Here is a 25,523-nt window from a genome sequence, read left to right as displayed (position 1 = left end):
GGTGGTGGCGGGGCAAGTTGATGAAGTACGTGCGGGCGGGGTGTGTATGAAAGGGTTTTTCTCCGGCGGACATGATGGCCCGCGGGCATCCTAGCGGCGATCGGCCTTGTAGGAAAATCCCGGGTGATCGCGCCGAGGCCAGGCGAAATCGAGCCGCACCTCGCCGGCCGCCCGGCCTTTCGCGTCGAAGCTGCGCTCGACGATGGTGCCGCGCCCCTGCCGGTCCACCGCGGCGACGGTGCTGCAGCGCGTGCCGTAGACCTCGTCGCGGATGAAGACCGGGGCGAAGCGCGGCTCCGGTCCAAATTCCGGGCGCATGGGCGAAGGAGCCGGCTTCTCGTCACGCAGGGCGGCGAGCAGCGGCTCGACCTCGCGTTCGCCGACCACGAGCCAGTCGGCGATGGCCTGGCCGACCTGCAGCGTCTTGGGCCAGGGCACGTCGAACCCGCCGTTCGAGAGGCCGTGGATGCCGGGCGTGAGCGGGCGGGTCTCGACTGCGGGATGGTTGGTCAGGAACGACGCCTGTCCGCCCTCGGCGAGGATCAGGTTGAACGGATTCATCCGTGCCATGTCGTCCGGCGTCGTGCCCGTCAGCAGGTCCGTCACCAGCCGCCCGCGCGAGGGCCGGCCGGGCTGGGCGCCTTCGGGCACGCGGTAGTTGGTGACGAGCGCGAAGCGGCCCGCCTCGGTGACGCCGAGCCAGGTGCCGCCGCCGGTCAGGTCGGTGCCGGCGATGATCCCCGACCCGTCCTGCCAGCGTGAAAGCGGCGCGGCCGGGCGGGCGTGGAACTCGTCGCGGTTGCCGGCGGCGACAAGCAGCCAGTCGGGATGCATGTCCCAGGCGATCGCGGCGACGCACATGTCAGGTTGCCCCTGCGACGGTCATGCGCCGGAATGACGGGCAAGGAAAATCCATCTCAGATCAGCCCCTTGGCCTTGAGGCTGACATGCCCCTCGCGTCCGATCACGACATGGTCGTGGACCGTCACCCCGAGCAGGCGCCCGGCCTCGGCGATGCGGTTGGTGATCTCGATGTCGGCGCGGCTGGGCTGGGGGAGCCGGAGGGATGGTTGTGGACGAGGATCAGCGCCACCGCGCCGAGGTCGAGCGCGCGGCGGATGACCTCGCGCGGGTGGATCGCCGCCTCGTCGATCGAGCCCTCGCCGACCAGGTCGTCCAGGATCAGCATGTTGCGGGTGTTGAGATAGAGTACGCGTACGCGCTCGACGGTGAGGTGCGCCATGTCGATCGTCAGGTAGTCGATCAGCGCCTGCCACGAGGCGATCACCGGGGCCTCGCGCACTTTCTGGCGCGCCATGCGGGTGGCGGCCACGGTGACGACGCGCAGCGCCGCGGCGGTCGCCTCGCCCATGCCGGGATGCAGGGAGAGCGTGCGAGGATCGGCCTGCAGCACGCCCGCGAGCGAGCCGAAGCGCTGCAGCAGGCTGCGGGCGAGGGGCTTCATGTCGCGGCGCGGAACCGCCTGCATCAGCAGGAGTTCGATGACCTCGTGATCGCCCAGCGCTTCCGCGCCGCCGCCCAGCAGCCGCTGGCGCAGGCGCGTGCGGTGGCCGCTGGCGTCATGAATGGGGGCGTGGGCGACGACCGGGACGGCGTCGTTCACCACGTCGGGCGAAATACGCGGGCTGTCATCGAAGAGTGGTGGCTGGTCTGGCATGTGCGCACAAACAATTGCCTTTCCCGCGCGTCCAGCGCAAGTGATGGAGCGCATGGCGCAAGAGCAGGACCAGTTCCCGGACACCGACGAAACTGCAACCGGGGAAGCCCGAGTGCGGCGCATGCGCTGGCGCGGGCCGGTCATCGGAGTGGGGGTGCTGCTGTTCGTGGCGCTCGGCGCCGCGTGGCTGTCGCGCGAGGAGATCGCTGGGAACCTCATCCAGCGCCAGCTCGATTCGCTGGGGCTTCCCGCGCGCTACGAGATCGTCAGCATCGGCCCGTCCGAGCAGGTGATCCGCAACCTCGTCATCGGTGATCCGCGCCGTCCCGACCTGACCGTGAAGGAACTGCGCGTCGCCACCCGGCTGGCGTGGGGCCTGCCGGGGATCGGGCGCATCACCGTCGTCAAGCCGCGCCTCTACGGGTCTTATCGCGCCGGGAAGGTCAGCTTCGGTAGTCTGGACAAGGCGCTGTTCACCGGCGAGGGCGGGCCGTTCACGATGCCCGACCTCGATCTCGGCATCGTCGACGGGCGCGCGCTGATCGACAGCGACCATGGGCGCATCGGCGTCAAGCTGGCGGGCGAGGGCGCCCTGCGCGGTGGGTTCTCGGGCGAGGTGGCGGCAGTATCGCCGGCGCTGGAGAGCGGCGGCTGCAAGGCAGGCCGCACGACGCTTTACGGCAAACTCACCACTTCCGCCGCGAAGCCGCGCTTAGTGGGGCCGGTGCGGATTCAGGGACTATCGTGCCCCAGCCAGGGGATGCGGCTGGCGCAGGCCGGTGCGCAGCTCGACCTGACGCTGGACGAGGCGCTCGACGGCGGCGAGGGCACGGTCGGCCTCTCCGCCGGCGCGGCGAACTACGGCGTGCAGACGATCGCGGGCCTCTCCGCCACGAGCCGGCTGACCTATCGCAAGCAGGCGCTCAACGCGACCTACCGCGTCACCGTGCGCGGACTGGCGACCCCGCAGGCGCGCCTCGGCAACCTGGTCTTCGACGGGCGCGCGCGTTCGGCGGGCGGCTTGGCCCGCTTCGACGTCGAGGGCGACCTGACCGGCAAGGGCATCGCGCTGGGTGACACTCTCGACCGCGCGCTGGCGTCGGCACAGGGCGCGGCCGCCGGTACACTGGGTGCGCCGATCGCGGCGAAGATTCGCGGCGCGCTGGCGCGGGAGACGCGCGGCAGCACGCTGGACGCCAACCTCATCGTGCGGCGGTCGCAGGACGGGCTCAGCCTCGTCGTCACGCGCGGGTCGCTGCGCGGGGGGAGCGGCGCCTCGCTGCTGGCGCTCTCCCGGGTGCAGGCGCTGTTCGATGGACCGGGCGGCGGCGCCCCGCGCGTCACCGGCAACTTCGCGACCGGGGGCAGGGACCTGCCGCAGGTCTGGGGCCGGATGGAGACGGCGGGCAATGGGCGCCTGACGATGCAGGTCGCCATGCCCGACTACCGGGCCGGATCGGCCATGGTCGGCGTGCCGCGCCTGTCGCTGGAGCAGGGGCGCGACGGCGCGCTCGCCTTCACCGGGCAGGTGCTGATGAGCGGCGAACTGCCCGGCGGCTCCACCCGCAACCTGCTCGTCCCGCTCGACGGACGCTGGAATGCGAACGGCAGCCTCGCGGTCTGGCGTGGCTGCACCGACGTCGCCTTCGACGCCTTGCAGTTCTCCAGCCTAGCGCTCGACCGGCGGCGGCTGACGCTGTGCCCGTCGCGCGGCGGCGCGATCGTCCAGGGCCAGCCCGACAACCTCCTGTTTGCGGCGGGCGCCACCGCGCTCGATCTCTCGGGCAAGCTGGGCGAGACGCCGATCCGCATCGCCACCGGACCGCTCGGCTTCGCCATGGGGGGCGGCAGTCCCGGCGTCATCAAGGCGAGCGCGATCAAGGTCGCCCTCGGCCCGGCGCAGACCGCCTCGCACTTCAATATAAGCCGCCTCGACGCGCAGGTCGGCAAGGACATCGCCGGCACTTTCGACGAGGCAGACATCGGCCTTGCCGCCGTCCCGCTCGACATGAAGCAGGCGGCGGGCCGCTGGAACTACGCCGGCGGCGTGCTGGCGATAGAGGGTGCCCGCTTCACGCTGGTGGACCGCCAGCCGGTTGCCCGGTTCCAGCCGCTCGTCTCGCGCGACGCCGCCCTGCGTCTCGTCAATAACCGCATCACCGCGCAGGCCCTGCTGCGCGAGCCGAGCACCGACCGCGCCATCGTGCGCGCCGACATCGCGCATGATCTCGGCACCGCCGCCGGGCACGCCGACCTCGCCGTGGACGGCATCGTCTTCGACGACCGGCTCCAGGCGGACACGCTCTCGCGCACGCTGCTGGGCGTCGTCTCGGGCCTCAAGGGGCAGGTCCACGGCACCGGCCGGATCGACTGGAATGCGAAGGGCGTGACCAGCCATGGCCGTTTCGCTACCGAGGGCGTTGACTTCGCGGCGGCCTTCGGCCCGGTGCAGGGCCTCTCGGGCGAAGTTGTGTTCACCGACCTGCTCGGCATGGTCACCGCGCCGAACCAGACCGTGCGCATCGCCTCGGTCAATCCCGGCATCGAGGTGATCGACGGCACGCTCTCCTATGAAGTGAGACCCGGCTACAACCTCCAGGTCAACGGCGCGCAGTGGCCCTTCATGGACGGCACGCTGAACCTCGATCCCGCGCGCATGCAGATCGGCGTCGCCGAAACGCGCCGCTACACCCTGCGCGTCACCGGCCTCAATGCCGCGACCTTCGTGCAGCATCTCGAGATGGAGAACATCAACGCCACCGGCATCTTCGACGGCGAGATGCCGATGGTGTTCGACGAGAACGGCGGGCGGATCGAGAACGGCTTCCTCGTCAGCCGCGCGCCGGGGGGCAACGTCTCCTACATCGGCGCGCTGACCTACAAGGACCTCTCGGCGATGGGCAACTTCGCCTTCGATGCGCTGAAATCGGTCGATTACCGCAACATGGAGATCGGGCTGGGCGGCTCGCTCTCCGGCGAGATCCTCACCCGCATCAGCTTCGACGGGTTGAGCCAAGGCACCGGCGCCAAGCAGAACTTCCTGACCAAGCAGATATCCAAGCTGCCGATCCGCTTCGTGGTCAACGTCAAGGCGCCGTTCTTCAGCCTGTTCGGCTCGATGCGCTCGCTCTACGACCCGGCCTTCGTCACCGACCCGCGCGTGCTAGGCCTCGTCGGCGCCGACGGCAGCCGCAGCGAATCCGCTCCTGACGCGACTGTCATCCCCCCGCCGGTTCCACCCACCGCTATTCAGCCTCCAGTCAGCGAGAAAACTCCATGACGTCGTTCGAATTGACCGGAAGCGTTCCGGCTGCGAGAAACCCGGCGATGAACGAACGCCGAAACAGGATCGAGCAGCAGGGGCAAATCCGGTCCGGCAGGCGCGCCGCTAGCGCCGCACGGATGGCCGGGTTGACGATGGCGATCTCGGGCATGGTCGGATTGGGGGGCTGCATCCAGGTGGCTGCGCCCGACAAGCCGATCGTGATCGAGCTCAATATCAACATCCGGCAGGAAGTGGTCTACCGCCTCGCCGCCGATGCGGCGAAGACGGTGCAGCAGAACGAGGGTATTTTCTGATGACGAGGATCCGTTTTTCGAGCGCAGTTGCCGCCGCGGCGGTTCTCATTGTGGCCGGCACCTCCGTCGCCGAGGCGCAGAGCGCGCGCAGCCCGGCCTACACCGCCGCGCGCGCGGCCGGGCAGGTGGGCGAGCAGACAGACGGCTATCTCGGCGTCGTGGGCGGCCAGGGCGCTGACATCGCCGCCATGGTGCGCGACCTCAACAACCAGCGCCGCGCGGTCTACACCAGCGCGGCCTCGGGCAAGAGCACGATCCAGGAATACGCCTTCACCACCGGCTGCAAGCTGATCCGCGACACCCGCCCCGGCGAGAAGTACCAGGGCCTCGACGGCTCGTGGAAGACCCGCGGCGCAGGCGCTCCCGAACTCGACCCGCGCTGCCCCTGACGGCGCATGGCAAGGCGCGGGCGGTGACCCTGTCCAAAAGCACTGGTCGCCGCTGCCAAGCTACATCGCATGCCTTGCGACGAATCAAGAAAAGGCCGGGAAGCGACCTCCGCTTTTCCGGCCTTTTTCGTGGGCTTCTCAGGCGTATCGCCATCGCGGTATTGGGCGGCGGGCAGGGGGCTCTTCTTGGCTACGCGCGGTTGTAAAGCGCCGTGGCTGTCAACAATGCGTCAACATCCGGCAAAGCTCGGGCCGGGGCACGGTTGACTCGGGAAAAGCCCCACCCTAAGGGGGCGGCGCTCTTGGCGGGCAGCCGTCGTTTGCGTCCTGCGTTCCTGTTGTCATAATATGGAGCCTGACATGACCGACGAGCCACCTGTCCAAGGCCCTGTAGGCGAGGATGCGCGCATCGATTCGCTCGACGAGAGGCTGAAAGCCCTTCGCGAGCGGGAAGAGGAACGCAACCGACCGAAGGCCGGTGCGGAAACCGATGCGAGCTATCGCCTTGGTAACCGCGTCCTTTCGGAACTGCTGGGGGGTCTTGCGGGCGGACTGTTCCTGGGGTGGTTGATCGACCATTTCGCTGGTACGTCCCCCTGGGGTCTGATGGTGATGCTGTTCGTCGGAATTGGCATTGCCTTCAGGAACATAATCCGGATTACGAACCGGCGCCCGGACTGACCCAAAAGGGGGGATGGTGGGGCGCTGTCGTTCATTGGCGACAGGGATATTCGCGTGGCAGCCGAAGCGAAGCTCGACCCGATGCACCAGTTCCAGCTCGAGAAGCTGGCGGGCGCGGACTGGAACATTGCCGGTTACAACGTCGCTTTCACCAACAGCGCGCTGTGGATGGCCATCGCGACGCTCGCGCTGATCGTGTTCGTTGCAGGCGGCATGAAGCGCGCGGTCGTGCCCGGCCGCTGGCAGATGGCGGTGGAGACCTTCACCGGCTTCATCGACGGCATGCTCGCCGCGAACGTCGGCAAGGCCGGCAAGAAGTACGTCCCGTACATCTTCTCGCTGTTCATGTTCATCCTCTTCGCCAACTTCCTCGGCCTGATGCCGCTGGGCGTGGTGGGCGTTCATGCCTTCACCTTCACCAGCCACTTCTCGGCGACGGGCGTGCTCGCGGTGATGTCCTTCGGCATCGTGCTGATCGTCGGCTTCGCCCGGCACGGGCTGCACTTCTTCTCGCTGTTCGTGCCGCACGGCACGCCGGTCGGCATGATCCCAATCATCTTCGTGGTCGAGCTGATCTCGTTCCTCGTGCGCCCGTTCAGCCTCGGCCTGCGACTGTTCGTCGCGATGATGGCCGGCCACGTCCTGCTTGAGGTGCTTTCCAGCTTCGTCATCAGCGGCGGCAACAACGGTCCGATCATGTTCGTGATCGCCGGTGTTCCCAGCTTCGTCCTGATGGTCGGCATCTGCGCGCTCGAGCTGCTGGTCGCCGGCATCCAGGCATACGTCTTCGCTCTTCTCACTTGCGTCTATCTGAACGACGCAGAGAACCTTCACTAATCTTTATTTCCGCCGCAACGCGGGTTTTCCAAAGGGAGTTTTTGAAATGGACGCAGAAGCTGCAAAGATGCTCGGTGCCGGTTTTGCCGCTATCGGCGCTGGCCTGGCCTCGATCGGCGTGGGCAACGTCTTCGCGAAGTTCCTTGAAGGCGCGCTGCGCAACCCGGGCGCCGCTGACGCCCAGCAGGGTCGCCTGTTCATCGGCTTCGCCGGTGCAGAGCTTCTCGGCCTGCTGTCGTTCGTCATTGCCGCGCTGCTGATCTTCGCCTGATCGCACGCGATACCGGATCGGCTTCGGCTGCCTGAACCCTTTGGTCAGGTAGCCGGAGCCTTCCCGGCACAAGTTTTTTTACGGCAACCTCGAGACAGGGCTGACCCATGCCTCAGATCGCACAGCTAGGCGAGTTCTACTCCAGCCAGATTTTCTGGCTGCTGGTCTTCTTCGGCATCACCTTCTTCGTCGTCGGACGGGGCATGGTTCCGAAGGTGATGGACACCGTCGCAAGCCGCGACAAGCAGATCGCCGACGACCTCAAGGCTGCCGAAAGCGCTCGCGCCCAGGCCGACCAGGAAGAGGCTTCGTGGCGCGCCCGTGAGAACGCCAACCGCGCCGAGGCGCAGGGGCTGATCGCGGATGCCCGTGCCAAGGCCGCCGCCGCCACCGCCCAGCGGCTGGCCGTCGCCCAGGCCGGCATCGACGCCACCATCGCCGGCGCGGAAACCCGCATCGCCGACGCGCGCCGTGCCGCCGCCGACGAAATCGAAACCGTCGCCGCCGAAGTCACCCGCGACATCGTGAGCCGCATCGCCGGCCTCTCGCTCGACGACGCCGCCGTGCGCGGCGCGGTGAAGGAGAACCTGGTCCATGGCTGAAACCAACGCCGCCGTTCAGCAGGGCCTCGCCCATGAAGGCGCCGAAGTGACGGGTGCCGAAACGCACGCCGGCACGGAGCATCACGCCGAACCGCTGCTGCTCGGCTTCGCGCCGCCGGTGTCGATCGTCAGCGCCTCTATGCTGGTGCTGATCGCCATCCTCGTCTGGAAGGGCGTTCCCAAGCTGCTCGCGGGCGGCCTCGACGCCAAGATCGCCGAGATCAAGGCCCAGCTCGAGGAAGCCAAGACCCTGCGCGCCGAGGCGGAAGCCCTGCGCAAGGAGTACGCGGACAAGATCGCCGGCGCCGAGAAGGACGCCGTCGCTATGCTCGACCACGCCCGCCACGAAGCCGAGGCGATCGTCGCCAAGGCCCAGGTGGACGCGACCGAGACCGTGGCTCGCCGCGAGAAGATGGCGCAGGACAAGATCGGCGCCGCCGAACTGACCGCCATCACGCAGCTGCGCAACCAGGCCGCCACCGCCGCCGCGGCCGCAGCCCGGACCCTGATCGCCGCCAACCACTCGGCCGCTGCCGACAAGGCGCTGGTCGACCAGGCGATCGCCGGAATCTGATCCGCCTCATCCAGGCAGGTCCAAAGAGCCTCCGTCCTCGGGACGGGGGCTTTTTTGCGTTCTGGGCGGCGAAAGAGCCCGGTGCTTACGAAGGTGTTTGGCAAATCGCCGAGAGGCCGTAATCTCCACGTCCGATAAAAAAGGAGAGGTGATTCATGTTCGTGCAGTTCACGGGAGCCGATCGCACCGCCACCGCCGTCAATGCCGCGCAGGTCACCTTCATTTCGCAGGTAACCGAAGGCACCCGCATCCGCTTCGGAGAAGGACGTGCGGTCACCGTCGTTGAACCGCTTCCCGAGGTCATGGAAAAGCTCAACCACACGCTGTCTTTCCCGGACACCTGAGGGGGCGGTAATCCAGGGCCCTCGCGCATCTTCGACTTCACCGTTCGCTGACGAACCGAATCGGCCGGTTCGGGAAGTCACCCGCTCCGGTCGTCCGGCCTAGAAGCTATCCTTCGCGCTCCGGAGCGCCGCGAAGGTCGCCACCGCGTCGCCGCTATGGCCTTTGGGCGCCCAGTGGGCCTGTAGCTCCGGGTCGTCGGCGCGTAGGAAGGGGTTGGTCGCGAGTTCCCGCTCGAGCTTGGTGGGCACGGTCGGCAGGCCCTTTTCGCGGCGGCGGGTGATCTCCTCGGCGTAGTCCTTGAGCTCGGCATTGTCCGGGTCAGCGTGGAGTGCGAAGCGGGCGTTGGAGGCGGTGTACTCGTGCGCGCAGTACATCATGGTCGCGCCGGGCAGGGCCTTCAGACGCTGAAGCGAGGCCCAGAACTGCTCCGGCGTGCCTTCGAACATGCGGCCGCATCCCAGCGCGAACAGCGAATCGCCGACGAAGGCGATGCAGGCACCGGGGAGGTGGTAGGCGATGTGGCCGTTGGTGTGGCCGCCGACGTCGATCACGAAAGCCTGGCGGTCGCCGATGGTGGCGATGTCGCCCTGGCTGACCGTACGGTCGATCCCTTCGATCTTGTCGGCGTCGCCCACGGGGGCGGTCACCTTGCAGCCGGTCACGGCCTTGATCGCGGCGTTGCCGCCGGCATGGTCGCGGTGCCAGTGGGTGTTCCAGATCTGGGTGATCTGCCAGCCCTTCGACGCCGCCTGCCGCAGGTATTCGTCGGCGTCGGGTGTGTCGATGCACACGGTCTCGCCGCTCTCGGTGTCGTGAAGCAGGTAGCCGTAGTTGTCGGACAGGCAGGGGAACTGGTGGACTTCGAGCATGGGGCCTCTCTCCTTGCGAAGAGGGATGTAGGCGTTCAGCCCTCGTCCGGGAAGGGCAGGTTGAGCTGCCAGCTGACGCCGTGGGGATCGCTGAGCCAGGTGAACATCGCCGAGAACTCGTAAGCGTCGAGCGGCATCATCACCTTGCCGCCTTCGCCAAGTACCCGCGCTGCGTGGCGGAGCTGCTCCTCGTCGTCGCAGTCGACGAAGATCGAGGTCGAGGGGGTGAAAGTGAAACCGTGCGGCACGTCGCTGTCGAGCACGTGCCACTCGGTCCCGCCGAGCGCGAGGCGGGCGCGGGCGATCTGGCCCTCGAATTCGCCGGCTCCGTGATGGTCGAGCGGCGTCACCTCGAGGTGATCGGGAAAGGCGCGCTTCCACAGCATCAGCGCATCCTGCGCATCGCCCTGGAACATCAGGAAGGGGGTCGCGTGCATGGGGGGCTCCTCGCTGCTCTCGCAGGACAAAGCGGGGGGCGGGGGGATGTTCCCCGCGCGGCCCCGGCCCAACCGCGGCCGACGAGGGCCAAGCAAAAGCCCGCCCGGATCGCTCCGGACGGGCTCTTGTTGGTTTGCCGACTGGCAGCCCCGCAGGATCAGTCCTGCTTGGCCTTCAGCGCCGCGCCGAGGATGTCGCCGAGCGACGCGCCCGAGTCGGACGAGCCGTACTGCTCCACGGCTTCCTTCTCTTCGGCCAGCTGGCGGGCCTTGACCGAGAAATTCGGCTTCTTGGAACGGTCGAAACCGGTGACCATGGCGTCGAGCTTCTGGCCGACCTGGAAGCGGTCGGGGCGCTGCTCGTCGCGGTCGCGGCCGAGGTCCGAACGCTTGATGAAGCCGGTGGCACCATCGTCGCCAGCCTGGACTTCCAGGCCGCCGTCGCGGACTTCGAGGATGGTCACGGTGGTGACCTGGCCACGGCGCAGGCCGCCTTCGCCGCCCGCCGAGGCAGCAACGCCGCCCGCTGCCGGAGCGCCGCGCTCGAGCTGCTTCATGCCGAGGCTGATGCGCTCCTTCTCGACGTCGACGTCGAGAACCACGGCCGAAACCTCTTCACCCTTGCGGTGCAGAGCCAGCGCGTCTTCGCCCGAGATGCCCCAGGCGATGTCCGACATGTGGACCATGCCGTCGACGTCGCCGTCGAGGCCGATGAACAGGCCGAATTCAGTGGCGTTCTTGACTTCGCCCTCAACCTGCGAACCGACGGGGTGCTTCTCGGCGAAGGCTTCCCAGGGGTTCTGCTGAGCCTGCTTGAGGCCGAGGCTGATGCGGCGCTTGTCCGAATCGACCTCGAGCACGACCACTTCGACTTCCTGCGAGGTCGAGACGATCTTGCCGGGGTGGACGTTCTTCTTGGTCCAGGACATTTCCGAAACGTGGACGAGGCCCTCGATGCCGGCTTCCAGCTCCACGAAGGCGCCGTATTCGGTGATGTTGGTGACAGTGCCCGACAGCTTGGCGCCGACCGGGTACTTGACGGCTGCGCCTTCCCACGGATCGCTCTCCAGCTGCTTCATGCCGAGGCTGATGCGCTGGGTTTCCGAGTTGATGCGGATGATCTGCACCTTGACGGTGTCACCGATGGCGATGACTTCGCTCGGGTGGTTGACGCGCTTGTAGCTCATGTCGGTGACATGGAGCAGGCCGTCGATGCCGCCGAGGTCGACGAACGCACCGTAGTCGGTGATGTTCTTGACGACGCCGTCGATGACCTGGCCTTCGCTCAGCTTGTCGATCAGCTCGCTGCGCTGCTCGGCGCGGGTCTCTTCGAGGACGGCGCGGCGCGACACGACGATGTTGCCGCGGCGACGGTCCATCTTCAGGATCTGGAAGGGCTGCGGCACATCCATCAGCGGGGTGACGTCGCGCACGGGGCGGATGTCGACCTGCGAGCCAGGGAGGAAGGCGACGGCGCCGTCGAGGTCGACGGTGAAGCCACCCTTGACGCGGCCGAAGATCACGCCTTCGACGCGCTTGCCTTCACCGAATTCGTTCTCGAGCTTGTCCCAGGCGGCTTCGCGGCGTGCGCGGTCGCGCGACAGCATCGCTTCGCCGTCGGCGTTCTCGACGCGGTCGACGTAAACTTCGACTTCGTCGCCGACCTTGAGGCCGTGGTCTTCCTCACCGCGGGCGAACTCGCGCAGGCTCACGCGGCCTTCGCTCTTGAGGCCCACGTCGATGACGGCCTTGTCGTTCTCGATTGCGGTGATGGTGCCCTTGACGACACGTCCCTCGAAACCATCGTCGGCAGCGCCGCCGAACTGGTCGTCGAGCATTTTCGCGAAATCATCGCGAGTCGGATTGGCAGCAGATGCCATTAAGACATTTCCTTCGTTCGATTTTCCGGCCTGGCGGTTGGATCCGCCGGTCTTTTCTCCGCCTCCCGCACCATGCGGGCCACGGGCCAAAGGGGCCGAACTGCCGCGGCGGCCGAATGCCGGTCGCGGCGCCCAGACTGCGCTTGCGCACCTCCCGGACCGGCGGCGCTTAGTCCCGGAAGCGGCGAAATGCAAGGGAAATGGGGGCGCCGAAGCGTCAGGCGCGGGCTTCCGAGACGATCCGGATCGCCTCCGCCACCGCTCGGTCCCGGCCGAGGTCCGAGGTGTCGAGTACCACGGCGCCGTCGGCCACGACCAGCGGGGCATCCTTGCGAGAGGCGTCGCGTTCGTCGCGGGCGGCGAGGTCGGCCGCGATGGCCTCCAGCGTGATGTCGCGGCCCTGGCTCCGCATCTCGGCGAAGCGGCGCTCGGCGCGGGCGCGGGTGCTGGCGGTGACGAAGAGTTTCACCTCGGCGTCCGGCGCGATGACGGTGCCGATGTCGCGGCCGTCGAGCACGGCCCCGCCCGCCTGCGTGGCGAATGCGCGTTGGCGTTCGTACAGCGCCTGGCGGACGGCCGGATGCACGGAAACCCGGCTGGCGAGGCCGCCGGTCGCTTCCGAGCGCAGTTCGGGGTCGAGCAGCAGGCCTTCGGGGAAGGCGCAGGCGGCAAGCGCCGCGACCGGATCGTCAAGGTCGCCGCCATCGAGCAGGCACTGGCGGCCGACTGCGCGGTAAAGCAGTCCGGTATCGAGGTGCGGCAGGCCGAAGTGTGCGGAGAGGGCGCGGGCGATGGTGCCCTTGCCGGAGGCGGTAGGGCCGTCGACGGCAATGATCATGCAGCGGGCCCCTCTTGCCCGAGGCCATCCAGCATGGTCTCGAACAGCGGGAAGCTTGTCGCAATCGGGCGCGTGTCGTCAACCTCGACGCCGGCTTGGCTGGCGAGCCCGGCGATGGCCATGGACATGGCGATGCGGTGGTCGAGGTGGGTGGCGATGGCCTGCTGCGTCCCGGGAAGCGGCGCGCCGGCGGTGCCGGTGATGACGAGGCCGTCCTCGCGCTCCTCGATCCGCGCGCCGGCGGCCGTGAGTGCGGCGGCCATGACGGCGATGCGGTCCGATTCCTTGACGCGCAGTTCGTCGAGGCCGCTGGTGACGGTGACGCCCTGGGCCATTGCGGCGGCGACGAAGAGGGCGGGGAACTCGTCGACCATGCTGGGCACGATGTCAGGGTCGACCTCGATGCCCTTGAGCGCCGAGTGGCGCACGAGCAGGTCGGCGACCGGCTCGCCGCCGACTTCGCGCGGGTTCACTTCCTCGATGCTGCCGCCCATCAGGCGCAGCACTTCGACGATCCCGGCGCGCGTGGGGTTGAGGCCGACGTTCTCGATCATCACTTCGCTGCCCGGCACGATCAGGGCGGCGACGATGAAGAAGGCGGCGGAGGAGGGGTCGCCGGGGACTTCGATGACCTGCGGCTTCAGCTCGGCCTCGCCCCGGATCGAGATGGCGCGGGCGCCCTCGGCGTCGGTCTCCACGGTCAGCTCGGCGCCGAAGCCGCGCAGCATGCGCTCGGAGTGGTCGCGCGTGGGTACGGGCTCGATCACGGTGGTGATGCCGGGCGTATTGAGCCCGGCAAGCAGGATCGCGCTCTTCACCTGCGCCGAGGCGACCGGCAGGCGGTACGTGATCGGCACGGCGGGCGAAGCGCCCTTGAGGATGAGGGGCAGGCGCCCGCCCTCGCTCGCCTCGAAGCTGGCGCCCATGGTGGTGAGCGGGTCGATCACCCGGCCCATCGGGCGCTTCGAGAGCGAAGCGTCGCCGGTGAAGGTGGCGGTGATCGGATGGCTGGCGACGAGGCCCATGAGCAGGCGCGTCGACGTACCCGAGTTGCCCATGTCGAGCGGCGCCTCGGGCTGGAGCAGGGCGCCTACGCCGACGCCGTTGATGACCCATTCGCCGGTATCGAGGCGCTCGACGCTCGCGCCCATCGCCCGCATGGCGGCGGCGGTGGCGAGCACGTCCTCGCCTTCGAGCAGCCCGGTGACGTGCGTCTCGCCCACGGCCAGCGCGCCCAGCATGATCGAGCGGTGGCTGATCGACTTGTCGCCCGGCACCCGGATCCGCCCCTTGAGAGCCCCGGTGGGCATGAAGCGGCGGGGGCGCATGGCGGATGTATCGTGGCTCACGGCGTCAGGTCTTTCCGGGGCGGGAGGGTGCGAAAATCGGGGCGGCTTTTGACAGCGCGTGCCGCCTATGGCAAGGCGCGCGCCCTGATGGGGCAAGCATGCGCGATTTCGCCGCGCTTGACCTTGTGGGCCCGCCTCACCATCAAGACACGAGAATTTTCGCCCGCGCCATTTGGGACGGGCTAGACGAGGACTTTCCATGGCCAAGCCTGAATGGGGCGCCAAGCACGGCTGCCCGAAATGCGGCACCCGCTTCTACGACCTGGGCAAGGATGACCCGGTCCACTGCATCGAATGCGGCAACGAATGGCACCCCGAGCCGGTGCTGAAGTCGAAGCAGCCGATTCCCTACGAGGAAATCCAGAAGAAGGAAGTCGTCGAGCGCGAGGACACCGATCTGGCCGAAGAGGATCTGGACATCGACGAGGACGGCGATTCGCCGGACAACGACGTGGACCTCGGCGGTGACGACGACCTCGGCATCGGCGCGGCCGACGACGACAACGACATCGACACCTGATGTTCCGGGGCGCCGGATGGAAAAAATCCGGCGCCCCGAATTTTCCTCTTGCCAACATTTCAGGTCGCCACTAGATGGCGGCCTCCCAAGCGGAACGGCTTCTACGGAACGCCGGAAAGTGGCGGAAAACGGGTCGAACCTCCCAGGTTCGATCGCTGAATTGATGGGGCCTTAGCTCAGCTGGGAGAGCGCCTGCATGGCATGCAGGAGGTCAGCGGTTCGATCCCGCTAGGCTCCACCATTTCCAACGAACCGATTTTGTGATAGGTTCGACATTGCAGTTTCGCATGATTGCGAGCGCGCTGGTTGACGAGGTTTCGTCCACCGGCGTTTTTCGCATAGAGTCATGCACGCCGGTCAGCGAGGTTTCGCCCACCGGCGTTTTTTGCGTTTCGCGGCGCGGGTCTGATCAGCCCGGCCTTTGATGGAGTGAGCAGCCCATGTTCGACAGCCTTTCAGACCGCCTTGGCGGTGTGTTCGACAAGCTGCGCGGGCGCGGCGCGCTCAAGGAGCAGGACGTCCTCGATGCCATGCGCGAAGTGCGCATCGCGCTTCTCGAGGCCGACGTCGCGCTTCCCGTCGTGCGCCGCTTCATCGACCAGGTCACCGAAAAGGCCGTCGGCCAGAACGTCCTGCGCTCGGTCACGCCGGGCCAGCAGGTCGTCAAGATCGTCAACGACGCGCTAGTCGACATGCTCGGCGGCGAGGATGTCCCCGGCCTCGACCTGAACGCCGCGCCGCCCGTAGTCATCATGATGGTCGGCCTCCAGGGCTCGGGCAAGACCACCAGCACCGCCAAGATCGCCAAGCTCCTCAAGGAGAAGCAGGGCAAGAAGGTTATGATGGCCTCGCTGGACGTCAACCGTCCGGCGGCGCAGGAACAGCTCAAGGTGCTCGGCGAGCAGGTGAGCGTCGCCACCCTGCCGATCATCACCGGCCAGCAGCCCACCGAGATCGCCACGCGCGCCATGCAGGCCGCGCGCCTCCAGGCGGTCGACGTGCTGCTGCTCGACACCGCAGGCCGTCTCCACGTCGACCAGCAGCTCATGGACGAGATGAAGGCGGTCGCCGCCATCTCCACCCCGCGCGAGACGCTGCTCGTCGTCGATTCGCTCACCGGCCAGGACGCGGTGAACGTCGCCCAGTCCTTCGCCGGACAGGTCGATCTCACCGGTGTCGTGCTGACCCGCATGGACGGCGATGCGCGCGGCGGCGCGGCGCTCTCGATGCGCGCCGTCACCGGCAAGCCGATCAAGTTCGCAGGCACCGGCGAGAAGATGGAGGCCCTCGAGGTCTTCCATCCCAGCCGCGTCGCCAACCGCATCCTCGGCATGGGCGACATCGTCTCCATGGTCGAGAAGGCCGCCGAAGCGGTCAAGGTCGAGGACGCCGAGGCGCTCGCCAAGCGCATGGATCAGGGCAAGTTCGACATGAACGACCTGCGCATGCAGCTGAAGCAGATGCAGTCGATGGGCGGCCTCGGCATGCTGGCGGGCATGATGCCCGGCATGAAGAAGGCCAAGGCGGCGATGCAGGCGTCCGGCATGGACGACCGCGTGCTGCTGCGCATGGATGCGATCATCGGTTCGATGACGCCGAAGGAGCGCACCAATCCCGCGCTGCTCAACGCCAAGCGCAAGATCCGCGTCGCCAACGGCTCGGGCACCCAGGTCCAGGACGTCAACAAGCTGCTGAAGATGCACCTCGAGATGTCCAAGGCCATGAAGCAGATCAAGAAGATGGGCGGCCTCAAGGGGCTGGCCGCGATGTTCGGCAAGGGCGGTCTCGAAGGCGCCATGCCGGGCCTCGGCGGCGCCTTGGGCGGCGGCGGTCAGGGGATGGGCGGGATGCCCGGCCTTGGCGGTCCCGGCGGTCCGGACCTCGGCAAGTTTCTCAAGAAATAAATCCAAACATTCCTAAGATTTGAAGAAAGGTAAGAGCAATGTCCGTTTCGATCCGTCTTTCGCGCGGTGGTGCCAAGAAGCGCCCCTACTACAAGATCGTCGTCGCCAACTCGCGCGCTCCGCGCGACGGCGCCTATCTCGAGCAGGTCGGCACCTACAACCCGGTCCTCGCCAAGGATGACGAGAACCGCGTGCGCCTGGTCGAAGACCGCGTGCGCTACTGGCTCGGCGTCGGCGCCCAGCCGACCGACCGCGTTGCGCGCATGCTCGACAAGGCCGGGATCAAGGAGCGCGTCGCTACCGTGAACCCGAACAAGGCAGAGCCGGGCAAGAAGGCCAAGGACCGCGCTGAAGACCGCGCGACCAAGCTGCGCGAAGCTGAAGAAGCCGCCGCCGAGGCTGCTGCCGAAGCCAAGGCCGCTGCCGAAGCGCCCGCCGTCGAGGAAGCTGCCGCCGAGGAAGCTCCTGCCGAGACGACCGAGGCATCGACCGAGGCCTAAGCCTTGTCGACTTCTGGCCAAGATCGCCCCGTCACGCTCGCCGCCGTCACCGGTGCGCACGGCGTAACGGGCGACGTTCGCCTCAAGCTGTTCGGAGAAGGCGTGGCCGCGCTCAAGCGCTACCGCGCCTTCAACGATTCAGCCCTGACGGTGTCCAAGCTGCGCGACGACGGGAAGGGTGGCGCGATCGCCCGCTTCGTCGAGATCAACGATCGCACGGCCGCCGAAAAGCTGCGCGGTACCGCGCTCACCGTCCCCCGCTCGGCGATGCCGGCGCTGGAGGAAGGCGAGTATTACCACGCCGACCTGCTGGGCCTGCCTGCCGTCTCGGACGCTGGTGAATCCCTGGGCACGTGCGTGGGAATCGAGAACTTCGGCGCGGGCGACGTGATCGAGATCGAGCGCCCCGCCGGCGCCGACGGTAAACGGCTCCGCTTCATGGTGCCGATGACGCCTGCCGCCGTGCCCGAGTGGGACGGCGAGCGGATCGTCATCAACGCGGCGTTCGCCGAGGCATGACTTTCGCGGCCACCGTCCTGACGCTCTACCCGGACATGTTCCCCGGTCCGCTCGGCGTCAGCCTGGCGGGCAGGGCCATGGCCGAGGGCAAGTGGACGATGACGCCGGTCCAGATCCGCGACTTCGCGGCCGACAAGCACCGGACTGTCGACGATACTCCGGCGGGCGGCGGCGCGGGGATGGTGCTCAAGGTCGACGTGCTCGCCGCGGCCATCGACCACGCGCGAACGCTGGCACCGGATGCTCCGGTGCTCGCCATGACCCCGCGCGGCAAGCCCATCTCGCAGGAGCGCATCCGCGAACTGGCGGCGGGGCCGGGCGTCACCATCCTGTGCGGCCGGTTCGAAGGTTTCGACGAGCGCATTTTCGAGGGCCGCGAGGTAGAGGAAGTGTCGGTCGGCGACATCGTCCTGTCGGGCGGAGAATGCGCCGCGCTGATGGTTCTGGACGCTTGCATTCGGCTGCTTCCCGGCGTAATGGGCGCGGCTTCCAGCGGGACCGAGGAATCGTTCGAGGACGGACTTCTCGAGTATCCGCACTATACCCGGCCCACCACGTGGGAAGGGCGCACGATCCCTGAAGTGCTGCGATCGGGGGATCATGCGAAGATCGCCGCCTGGCGGAAACGACAGGCGGACGACGACACACGGTTACGCAGGCCTGACCTATGGGAGCGTCACAGGGACGCTCGGGTCTAGTCTGCCTCTGGCGCGCGGCATGAAAGAAGGATTTAGGTTCATGAACCTGATTCAGCAGATCGAAGCCGAAGAAATCGCCAAGGCCGCCAAGGATATCCCCGAATTCCGTCCGGGCGACACCGTCCGCGTCGGCGTGAAGGTCGTCGAAGGCGTCCGCACCCGTGTCCAGAACTACGAGGGCGTGTGCATCGCGCGCTCGAACCGTGGCATGGGCTCGAACTTCACCGTGCGCAAGATGAGCTTTGGTGAAGGCGTGGAGCGCGTATTCCCGCTCTACTCGCCGAACATCGATTCGATCACTGTGGTCCGCCGCGGCGTCGTGCGCCGTGCGAAGCTGTACTACCTGCGTGGTCGTACCGGCAAGCGCGCCCGCATCGCCGAGCGTCGCATCAACGACACCCAGGGCTAAGCTTCGGCTTTTCCCGGGATGGGTGTTCGGTCGCGAGGCCGGACAACACGAAGAGGCGGTTCGTAAAGAGCCGCCTTTTTTGTGTCCGCCCCTTTGGGGTGACCCGAAAGTTGCGTACCGTAAAGAGACGTCAACTACATTTCGAGCGCGGCTCGTTAACCACTCGATGTCGTTCGTCAGGCATCGCGAGTCGCCAGGTGGCGGCATTGTTCATGCTGCGCCGCAAAATGACCGATCGTTGCAGGACCGGCGGAAAAACGCGATTAACTGCCAGTTATCGGCGGGTTTAGCCCTTGCCACCTTGAGGAAAACCCGCTCAATTCCGTCGCCCATCGTGAGGCGAATCTGAAAATTTCATCTTCATCCGCTCCACTGAAAGGTAAGGGGGTTCCCATAATGAACAAGAACGATCTCATCAGCGCAGTTGCCGATTCGAGCGGTCTGACGCGCAGCGATGCCACCAAGGCTGTCGAAGGCGTGTTCGACGCCATCTCGGGCTCGCTGAAGAAGGGTGACGAAGTGCGCCTCGTCGGCTTCGGCACTTTCTCGGTCGCCAAGCGCAAGGCGTCGACCGGACGCAATCCGCGCACGGGCGAGCCGATGGAAATCAAGGCATCGTCGCAGCCGAAATTCAAGGCCGGCAAGGGCCTGAAGGACGCCGTCAACTAAGACGGCAGGCGGCCTGTAGCGCCTCGCAGGTCAATCGGATCACGCCGCGCGGCCCAACGGCCAGCGCGGCGTTTTTCTTTGGAAAGAGCAGGCGGTGACACCCGCTACGCCTTCTGCCGCTAGGCGCACCTGACGCGGCCCAAGTCTGCGCACCTGCCGGTAGACGATTTCGATGGCTCGGCACGTTCGGGGGGTGGTGTGCCGGACGGCCGCTGCGTGCGGGACCTCTGGTTCTAAAGGCCGCGCACGCCGGGCATCAACGCGCCAGCTTCAACAGCGCGGTGGGTGCCGCCGGGGTGCGGGGATTGACCTTCCAGGTCAGCATCCTGCCGCCCGGAGACACCGCGGGACCTTCGTCGGTATTGTTCGCAAGTATCTCGCCGTTGGTCAGCACTGCAAAGCTGCCGTCGGCGAGGCTGGTGGGACCATCGCTGGAATCACCGCCCTCGCTGCCCGATGCTGCCATACCCGCCATCATGCCGGCCATCGCCTGCCCGCCGCCCTGGGGGCCGAACCCGGGTGCGTCGATGCGCACCGTCCCGTCCTGGCGCGCGATGACCTGCACGAACGCGTTGCTCATCGGGAAGCCTTCGAGCGTGGGGAACGTGAAGTCGTGGTCGAGTTTGCCGGCGATCGCGAAATCGACGTCGAACTTGCCGTCGCCAACGTACTCGACCTTCTTCCAGCCGGCCTGACGGCGCAGCTTGGCGGCGAGTTCCTTGCCCGATTCGGGATTGCTCGGGTCGATCCCGCCAAGCAGCATCTTCGCGGCCTCCGCATCGCTTTTCCGCTTCTGCTCCCGCGCCTGCTCCCAGTCTGTCTTCTGCCGGGCAAGTTCGTCGGCGGTGCAGTCACGCTCTTCGAGCGTTTCGTCGTTCTGGCAGGCGGTCGCCTCGAACGCCTCGTCCTTGCCGGTCTTCATCAGCGGGATCATCAGGATCTCGCCGGTATAGCGGAAGGCGAAGCTGCGGTCCTTCCTGAGGTCGAACTGCGAGGCGAATTTCCCTGGCGCCAGAATGCAGGCGGCGGCCAGCAGCGCCAGCGCGGCGACGGCGAACGCCCTGCGCAAGGGCAAGCGGCTAGAGAGGCGATGCGGATCGGTCTTCACGTTATCCCCCTGAGGTGCCCGGTTCGGCGCCGCTCCGGTTTCGAGGCGGCGCCGGGATGGCTCATTCCGTTTCGCGAGTGGCCGCGGCGTAAAGCGCGATGGCAGCCGCATTGCTGACGTTCAGGCTTTCCATAGCCTCGCTGATCGGCAGCTTGGCGAGAGCGTCGCAGTGCTGCGTGATGTTGTGGCGCATGCCGTCGCCTTCCGCGCCGAGCACCAGCGCGACCGGGCCGGTGGGCAGGGCCTCGCCCAGCGTCGTTTCCGCCGTGCCGGTCAGGCCGATGCGCCAGTAACCGGCCTCGGCGATCTCTTCGAGTGCGCGGGCGAGGTTCACCACGCGCACCCAGGGCAGCACTTCCAGCGCGCCCGATGCGGACTTTGCGAGCGTGCCCGATTCGACGGGGGCATGGCGGTCCTGGGTGACGATGGCGCAGGCGTTGAAGGCCGCCGCCGAACGCATGATCGCGCCGACGTTGTGCGGGTCGGTCACCTGGTCGAGCACGATCACCGGGCGCAGCGGATCGTTGTCGAGCACGTCGGCGAGGAACATGTCCTCCAGCGGGTCGCATTCGAGGACCAGCCCCTGGTGCGGCGCATCGCGCGCGACGAGCCGGGCAAGGTCGGCACCCTGCGCCCACTCCACGGCGAAATTCTCTGGCAATTCGCCGTCCAGCGAATCGACGCCCTCGCGCGTGGCCCAGAGCTTGCGGTGGACGCGGTCGGGATTCTTCAGCGCCGCTTCCACGGCGTGACGACCCCACAGGCGCACGGCGCCCGAGCCCGCGCGGCCGCTGCCGCGCCCGTTCTTCATCCGGCCTGCGCGGCCGCGCAGGGCTTTCGCCGGGCGGGCATCACCCTCGCTGCCGGCTTTTCCGCCGCTACGCTTGTTCATTCATCGTCCTTTCGAAAACCGAATATGGCAAATTTCTTGCCCCCTCTGACAGGGAGGCCATTGACAGGCAAGGCTCGCTTCGGCAAAGGCCCGGCTCCTCGGCAACGAGGCCCCTTTCGGAGCCTCGACCAACGCCGGAATTTCCCGCTTTCGCAGGGGATTCCAGCAGCCAGCAACTGGTGTGGACAGGTGGCCGAGTGGTTAAAGGCAGCAGACTGTAAATCTGCCCGTGCAAGCGTACGCTGGTTCGAATCCAGCCCTGTCCACCACCAGCTTCCCGCAAGAGCGGGCCCGGCGCCCCGCAGAGGGGCCATTCCCGAAAACGCCGCTTCACCGCATTTATCCGCAGGCGCCTGCCCCGCGAGGGAACACCGCAAGGCCAGCGGCATTGCGGTACTAGTGCGCACTGTCTAGATGAGAGCGATGCCCGGAGAAATTCTCGATAATCAGGGCCGCGGCGAAGCGTCGTGGCAGTGGCCCTCCATTCACCCCGAAGGCCGCAAGTTCGGCGCCATCGCCGGCGTCGTCGCGCTGGCCGGCTGGATACTGCTCGGTCCGTGGGTAGGCTGGCCGCTCGCGGTGCTGACGTTGTGCGTCCTGGCGTTCTTCCGCGATCCTGTGCGTGTCACCCCCCAGGACGAACGAGCCATCATCGCGCCAGCGGACGGCCTAGTCACGCTGATCGGCAAGGTCCCGCCGCCCCGCGAACTGACAGTGGACGACGGCACGGGTTCCGCGCCGATGTCCTCTGAACCCGTGACGCGCATCTCGATCTTCATGTCGGTGTTCGACGTCCACATCAATCGAACGCCGATTGCCGGTTCGGTCAAGCGGGTGATCTACATCCCCGGCAAGTTCGTCAACGCCGACCTCGACAAGGCGAGCGAAGAGAACGAGCGCCAGCATATCCTCATCGAGCGTAGCGATGGCCTGCGCATCTGCTTCACGCAGATCGCCGGTCTGGTCGCGCGCCGCATCGTGCCGTTCGTGAAGCCGGGTGACATCATCGCCGCCGGACAGCGCATCGGCCTGATCCGCTTCGGCAGCCGCGTCGATGTCTATCTCCCTGCCGGCACCGAGCCCAGGGTGCTGATGGGCCAGAAGATCATCGCAGGGGAAACCGTGCTGGCCGTGCTCGCCAGTGCCTCGGTGATTGAGGGCATCGCCCAGTGATCGACGACCCGGACTACGAGGCGGAGGCCGCTTTCGCCGGCAGGCCGGACATGCGACGCAGACCGCGCCGCAGGCTTGCCGCCGGGCTTTCCATGCGCGCGATCGTGCCCAACGCGATCACCGCAGCTGCCTTGTGTTCGGGACTTACCGGTATCCGCTTCGCCATTGCTGGCGATTTCGAGAAATCAGTGCTGGCGATCATCCTTGCCGGCCTGCTGGACGGGATCGATGGGCGCGCCGCCCGTCTGCTCAACGCCCAGACCCGCTTTGGCGCCGAACTCGACAGCCTGGCCGATTCGATTTCCTTCGGCGTCGCCCCGGCACTGATCGTCTATCTGTGGACTCTTCATCAGATTCCAAGCCTGGGCTGGATCGCTGCACTCGCCTTCGCGATCTGCTGCGTGCTGAGGCTTGCTCGCTTCAACTCGCGCCTCGACATGCTGGAACAGCCGCACAAGGCCGCCGGTTTCTTGACGGGAGTGCCTGCGCCTCTGGGCGCAGGGTTGGCGTTCCTGCCGATGTATTTGTGGATCGCCACGACACGCTCGGAATTTGCCAACCCGGTTGCCGTGAGCATCTGGATGGTCGTGATCGCGTTTTTGATGATCTCGTCGATACCGACGCTGGGATGGTCGCGGCTACGACCGCCCAACTCGCTGCGCCTCGGCGTGCTGGCGCTGGTAGGTCTGGCCGTGGCGGCCTTGTTGACCGAAACATGGTACACGCTGGTTGCGATAACACTCGTTTATCTTGTGCTGCTGCCCGTCGGCCTGGTCACTTACGCCAAGGTCAGGCGGCAAGCTCCAGTGCCGCGCTGACCTGCGGCCACTCCAGGCCTGCCGGCATTCGGCGTGCCATACGCCTCCTGAATTCAGGAATCCTGATTTCCGCCAGAGTTGGGACGGCCACTCGCTCGACGGATTTCCATTCCAGCGTCATCGCACCCGGGCAGGCATCGAATTGCTCCCGCAGCAGTATCGCGTTCGGACCGTAACGCCGGATTGTCGCGCCGATGCTCCATGCCGATGCAAGGGCGGCGAGGGTAAAGAGGCAGGCAACGAATGCAGTCATGACCATTCCTTTCGAACCATCGCCCCGAACCCGGCGGAGGGCTGTGGACAGCTTGTGGAAAACGCGAATCTGTTCTATCAATGTTCTACAGGCGCAGTAGTTCACTTTTTGTTCCAAGTGAGTCAAGTGGAATTTGCGCTTGCTTGAATCGGCAAGAATCCATGACGGCAATCCAATGGCACTAAGTTCCGGCCCTGGTGCCCAACGAAACTGCGCTACGTTTGCCTGTTTCGACGCTTTTCGATGTCCGCCTCAGGCTGCGTGAGTGCGGTGCGGGAATTGGTGAAGCCGGTGGGTCACCGGTTTTCGGACACGCATGGCGGCGTGCGCGTACGATCTGTCGGCGGGATGCAGCCGGGCGTTCGATCGAGGTGCGTAAATCCAGGCTGGCCACATGAATGACCCGTTCCAGCGAAGTCTCGGCCAGTTGCCTGCGCAGGCTGCGGACGACAGGGAGGGCGGTCAGCGCGCTTTTCCAGATCGTGAGGACAGCGGCCAAAGCGGCGAGGGAAAAGAGGACGGGTGGAACGATACTCATCATGAGCTTGCCTTCTTGTAAGTCGCTGCCCCCGACTGAAAATCCCCGCTGTTCCTGCTGAATGATCCGTTAGGTTAACAACTTATCACCAGCCATGCTAAGGAAAGGCCCTTGGAAAGGAGTTGGTTCCTGCTCAAACCCCTTGATTTAGAGGGTTATGGCGGATTCTGACGATGAGGTGACAGCAGCTTGCGGTAGACGGCTTTGGCCCCGCCTTCAGGAAGGGCTGGATTCCGGCGCAGGATCAGTCTAAGGGCGGCCCCGCTTGTGAGATTCAAGCCGGATCGTCCGGCGCGACTCGCAGGCAATCCACATGGAAGGCGTTCATACCGGTGCCGCAGCGGGGTCCCCGCACGGTTCCAGTCTTCCAGAGGTTCAACCGGAAAGGAATTATCTTATGGCGGCTCCCGTCGTCACCATGTCGCAGCTCATCGAAGCCGGCGCACACTTCGGTCACCAGACCCACCGCTGGAACCCGCGCATGAAGCCGTACATCTTCGGCGCGCGCAACGGCATCCACATCATCGACCTGTCGCAGACCGTGCCGCTCTTCGCGCGCGCGCTCGACTTCGTGCAGTCGACCGTCCAGGCCGGCGGCAAGGTCCTCTTCGTCGGCACCAAGCGCCAGGCGCAGGAGCCGATCGCCCAGGCCGCTCGCGCCTGCGGCCAGCACTTCGTCAACCACCGCTGGCTGGGCGGCATGCTCACCAACTGGAAGACCATCTCGGGCTCGATCAAGCGCTTCAAGGCGCTCGAAGAGCAGCTCGCAGGCGACACCGCCGGCCTGACCAAGAAGGAAGTCCTCCAGCTCACCCGCGAGCGTGACAAGCTCGAGCTCTCGCTCGGCGGTATCCGCGACATGGGCGGCATCCCGGACGTGATGTTCGTGATCGACGCCAACAAGGAAGAGCTGGCGATCAAGGAAGCCAACGTACTCGGCATCCCGGTCGTCGCCGTGCTCGACACCAACGTGAACCCGCAGGGCATCGCGTTCCCGATCCCGGGCAACGACGACGCCAGCCGCGCCGTGCGCCTGTACTGCGACGCGATCGCCCAGGCAGCGACCAAGGGTCACCGCGAAGGCGTGATCGACAGCGGCATCGACATCGGTGCCATGGACGCTCCGGTCGAAGAGACCGTCGAGGCCTGATAGGCCCCGGCCGACGACACTTTCGTCATGGAATTGTCGCGCG

29 protein-coding genes, 2 tRNA genes and 1 pseudogene are annotated in these 25,523 nt (G+C 66.7%); 22 read left to right on the top strand and 10 right to left on the bottom strand.

Annotation, left to right across the window (positions count from 1 at the left end; genetic code table 11):
• Positions 1–90 precede the first annotated feature (90 nt).
• Together PMI02_RS02485 and radC are read right to left on the bottom strand one after the other, a co-directional pair.
• The gene (locus PMI02_RS02485) at positions 91–861 is read right to left on the bottom strand and encodes an NRDE family protein (protein WP_007678267.1); all 771 of its coding nucleotides are present in this window, start codon (positions 859–861) and stop codon (positions 91–93) included.
• A gap of 56 nt (positions 862–917) precedes the next feature.
• Positions 918–1,678: pseudogene (radC, locus tag PMI02_RS02480) on the bottom strand (DNA repair protein RadC).
• A gap of 52 nt (positions 1,679–1,730) precedes the next feature.
• Here radC and PMI02_RS02475 point away from each other — a divergent pair.
• The 9 genes from PMI02_RS02475 to PMI02_RS02435 all read left to right on the top strand — a co-directional run bounded on the left by PMI02_RS02475 (position 1,731) and on the right by PMI02_RS02435 (position 8,955).
• Positions 1,731–4,958, top strand: a complete 3,228-nt coding sequence (locus PMI02_RS02475) for a YdbH domain-containing protein (protein ID WP_007678263.1) — start codon at positions 1,731–1,733, stop codon at positions 4,956–4,958.
• A gap of 47 nt (positions 4,959–5,005) precedes the next feature.
• Positions 5,006–5,257 (top strand): YnbE family lipoprotein, encoded by a 252-nt coding sequence (locus tag PMI02_RS02470; RefSeq protein WP_238538955.1) that lies wholly within the window; start codon positions 5,006–5,008, stop codon positions 5,255–5,257.
• On the top strand, positions 5,257–5,646 hold the full coding sequence (locus PMI02_RS02465; protein WP_007678259.1) for a YdbL family protein: 390 nt from the start codon (positions 5,257–5,259) through the stop codon (positions 5,644–5,646). The genes PMI02_RS02470 and PMI02_RS02465 overlap by 1 nt, the downstream gene beginning before the upstream one ends.
• A 360-nt stretch (positions 5,647–6,006) precedes the next feature.
• On the top strand, positions 6,007–6,327 hold the full coding sequence (locus PMI02_RS02460; protein WP_007678257.1) for an AtpZ/AtpI family protein: 321 nt from the start codon (positions 6,007–6,009) through the stop codon (positions 6,325–6,327).
• A gap of 54 nt (positions 6,328–6,381) precedes the next feature.
• Positions 6,382–7,164, top strand: a complete 783-nt coding sequence (locus PMI02_RS02455) for a F0F1 ATP synthase subunit A (protein WP_007678255.1) — start codon at positions 6,382–6,384, stop codon at positions 7,162–7,164.
• Between the two features lie 46 nt (positions 7,165–7,210).
• The gene (locus PMI02_RS02450) at positions 7,211–7,435 is read left to right on the top strand and encodes a F0F1 ATP synthase subunit C (RefSeq protein ID WP_007678253.1); all 225 of its coding nucleotides are present in this window, start codon (positions 7,211–7,213) and stop codon (positions 7,433–7,435) included.
• A gap of 107 nt (positions 7,436–7,542) precedes the next feature.
• Complete coding sequence (locus tag PMI02_RS02445) at positions 7,543–8,037, top strand: F0F1-type ATP synthase subunit beta (RefSeq protein WP_007678246.1); 495 nt, start codon at positions 7,543–7,545, stop codon at positions 8,035–8,037.
• The gene (locus tag PMI02_RS02440) at positions 8,030–8,611 is read left to right on the top strand and encodes an ATP synthase subunit B (protein ID WP_007678241.1); all 582 of its coding nucleotides are present in this window, start codon (positions 8,030–8,032) and stop codon (positions 8,609–8,611) included. Before PMI02_RS02445 ends, PMI02_RS02440 begins: the two co-directional genes overlap by 8 nt.
• Before the next feature lie 155 nt (positions 8,612–8,766).
• Positions 8,767–8,955 (top strand): hypothetical protein, encoded by a 189-nt coding sequence (locus PMI02_RS02435; RefSeq protein WP_007678239.1) that lies wholly within the window; start codon positions 8,767–8,769, stop codon positions 8,953–8,955.
• 99 nt (positions 8,956–9,054) lie between these two features.
• On the opposite strand, the gene gloB is transcribed toward PMI02_RS02435, so the two are convergent.
• The 5 genes from gloB to aroA form a co-directional block, all read right to left on the bottom strand.
• Positions 9,055–9,825 (bottom strand): hydroxyacylglutathione hydrolase, encoded by a 771-nt coding sequence (gene gloB, locus PMI02_RS02430; protein WP_007678236.1) that lies wholly within the window; start codon positions 9,823–9,825, stop codon positions 9,055–9,057.
• A 35-nt stretch (positions 9,826–9,860) separates the two neighbouring features.
• Positions 9,861–10,262 carry a VOC family protein gene (locus PMI02_RS02425; protein ID WP_007678234.1) on the bottom strand — a complete coding sequence of 134 codons (402 nt, stop codon included), beginning with the start codon at positions 10,260–10,262 and terminating at the stop codon, positions 9,861–9,863.
• A gap of 158 nt (positions 10,263–10,420) precedes the next feature.
• A complete protein-coding gene (rpsA, locus tag PMI02_RS02420) occupies positions 10,421–12,142 on the bottom strand; it encodes a 30S ribosomal protein S1 (protein ID WP_007678225.1) in 1,722 nt (573 codons plus the stop codon).
• A gap of 217 nt (positions 12,143–12,359) precedes the next feature.
• A complete protein-coding gene (cmk, locus tag PMI02_RS02415; RefSeq protein WP_007678222.1) occupies positions 12,360–12,980 on the bottom strand; it encodes a (d)CMP kinase in 621 nt (206 codons plus the stop codon).
• Positions 12,977–14,308: a 3-phosphoshikimate 1-carboxyvinyltransferase gene (gene aroA, locus PMI02_RS02410; protein WP_007678219.1), complete on the bottom strand. Its 1,332-nt coding sequence runs from the start codon at positions 14,306–14,308 to the stop codon at positions 12,977–12,979. Before aroA ends, cmk begins: the two co-directional genes overlap by 4 nt.
• Before the next feature lie 220 nt (positions 14,309–14,528).
• Here aroA and PMI02_RS02405 point away from each other — a divergent pair, with 220 nt between their 5' ends.
• The 8 genes from PMI02_RS02405 (at position 14,529) to PMI02_RS02370 (ending at position 19,548) form a co-directional block, all read left to right on the top strand.
• Positions 14,529–14,849, top strand: a complete 321-nt coding sequence (locus PMI02_RS02405; protein ID WP_007678217.1) for a TIGR02300 family protein — start codon at positions 14,529–14,531, stop codon at positions 14,847–14,849.
• A gap of 165 nt (positions 14,850–15,014) precedes the next feature.
• Positions 15,015–15,090: transfer RNA gene (locus PMI02_RS02400), tRNA-Ala, on the top strand.
• A 199-nt stretch (positions 15,091–15,289) separates the two neighbouring features.
• Positions 15,290–16,753 carry a signal recognition particle protein gene (gene ffh / locus PMI02_RS02395; protein ID WP_007678215.1) on the top strand — a complete coding sequence of 488 codons (1,464 nt, stop codon included), beginning with the start codon at positions 15,290–15,292 and terminating at the stop codon, positions 16,751–16,753.
• A 38-nt stretch (positions 16,754–16,791) separates the two neighbouring features.
• Complete coding sequence (gene rpsP / locus PMI02_RS02390; protein ID WP_007678213.1) at positions 16,792–17,253, top strand: 30S ribosomal protein S16; 462 nt, start codon at positions 16,792–16,794, stop codon at positions 17,251–17,253.
• Positions 17,254–17,256: 3 nt separating this feature from the next.
• Complete coding sequence (gene rimM / locus PMI02_RS02385) at positions 17,257–17,772, top strand: ribosome maturation factor RimM (protein WP_007678211.1); 516 nt, start codon at positions 17,257–17,259, stop codon at positions 17,770–17,772.
• Positions 17,769–18,470, top strand: a complete 702-nt coding sequence (trmD, locus tag PMI02_RS02380) for a tRNA (guanosine(37)-N1)-methyltransferase TrmD (protein ID WP_007678207.1) — start codon at positions 17,769–17,771, stop codon at positions 18,468–18,470. The genes rimM and trmD overlap by 4 nt, the downstream gene beginning before the upstream one ends.
• 40 nt (positions 18,471–18,510) lie before the next feature.
• A complete protein-coding gene (gene rplS / locus PMI02_RS02375) occupies positions 18,511–18,879 on the top strand; it encodes a 50S ribosomal protein L19 (RefSeq protein ID WP_007678203.1) in 369 nt (122 codons plus the stop codon).
• A gap of 396 nt (positions 18,880–19,275) precedes the next feature.
• Positions 19,276–19,548 (top strand): HU family DNA-binding protein, encoded by a 273-nt coding sequence (locus tag PMI02_RS02370; RefSeq protein ID WP_007678201.1) that lies wholly within the window; start codon positions 19,276–19,278, stop codon positions 19,546–19,548.
• A gap of 256 nt (positions 19,549–19,804) precedes the next feature.
• Here the strand turns inward: PMI02_RS02370 and PMI02_RS02365 are convergent, their stop codons facing one another.
• Positions 19,805–20,656, bottom strand: a complete 852-nt coding sequence (locus PMI02_RS02365) for a hypothetical protein (protein WP_007678199.1) — start codon at positions 20,654–20,656, stop codon at positions 19,805–19,807.
• Positions 20,657–20,717: 61 nt separating this feature from the next.
• On the bottom strand, positions 20,718–21,548 hold the full coding sequence (locus PMI02_RS02360; protein WP_007678197.1) for an RNA methyltransferase: 831 nt from the start codon (positions 21,546–21,548) through the stop codon (positions 20,718–20,720).
• Between the two features lie 183 nt (positions 21,549–21,731).
• Here PMI02_RS02360 and PMI02_RS02355 point away from each other — a divergent pair.
• The 3 genes from PMI02_RS02355 (at position 21,732) to pssA (ending at position 23,539) form a co-directional block, all read left to right on the top strand.
• Positions 21,732–21,817 (top strand) — tRNA-Tyr (locus tag PMI02_RS02355).
• Between the two features lie 154 nt (positions 21,818–21,971).
• Positions 21,972–22,721 carry a phosphatidylserine decarboxylase gene (locus PMI02_RS02350; protein WP_007678186.1) on the top strand — a complete coding sequence of 250 codons (750 nt, stop codon included), beginning with the start codon at positions 21,972–21,974 and terminating at the stop codon, positions 22,719–22,721.
• Positions 22,718–23,539, top strand: a complete 822-nt coding sequence (pssA, locus tag PMI02_RS02345) for a CDP-diacylglycerol--serine O-phosphatidyltransferase (RefSeq protein WP_007678183.1) — start codon at positions 22,718–22,720, stop codon at positions 23,537–23,539. The genes PMI02_RS02350 and pssA overlap by 4 nt, the downstream gene beginning before the upstream one ends.
• Here the strand turns inward: pssA and PMI02_RS02340 are convergent.
• Positions 23,511–23,792: a hypothetical protein gene (locus PMI02_RS02340; RefSeq protein WP_007678170.1), complete on the bottom strand. Its 282-nt coding sequence runs from the start codon at positions 23,790–23,792 to the stop codon at positions 23,511–23,513. The genes pssA and PMI02_RS02340 overlap by 29 nt on opposite strands.
• 394 nt (positions 23,793–24,186) lie before the next feature.
• Here PMI02_RS02340 and PMI02_RS26870 point away from each other — a divergent pair, with 394 nt between their 5' ends.
• Both PMI02_RS26870 and rpsB read left to right on the top strand, forming a co-directional pair.
• The gene (locus tag PMI02_RS26870; protein WP_157222337.1) at positions 24,187–24,351 is read left to right on the top strand and encodes a hypothetical protein; all 165 of its coding nucleotides are present in this window, start codon (positions 24,187–24,189) and stop codon (positions 24,349–24,351) included.
• Positions 24,352–24,727: 376 nt separating this feature from the next.
• Positions 24,728–25,480 carry a 30S ribosomal protein S2 gene (gene rpsB, locus PMI02_RS02335; RefSeq protein ID WP_007678168.1) on the top strand — a complete coding sequence of 251 codons (753 nt, stop codon included), beginning with the start codon at positions 24,728–24,730 and terminating at the stop codon, positions 25,478–25,480.
• Positions 25,481–25,523 lie beyond the last annotated feature (43 nt).

Origin of the sequence: Novosphingobium sp. AP12 (genome assembly GCF_000281975.1) — a bacterium.
Classification (GTDB): Bacteria; Pseudomonadota; Alphaproteobacteria; order Sphingomonadales; family Sphingomonadaceae; genus Novosphingobium.
Note: the sequence above shows the minus strand (reverse complement) of the source record. Positions and strands in the feature narration are given on the sequence as shown.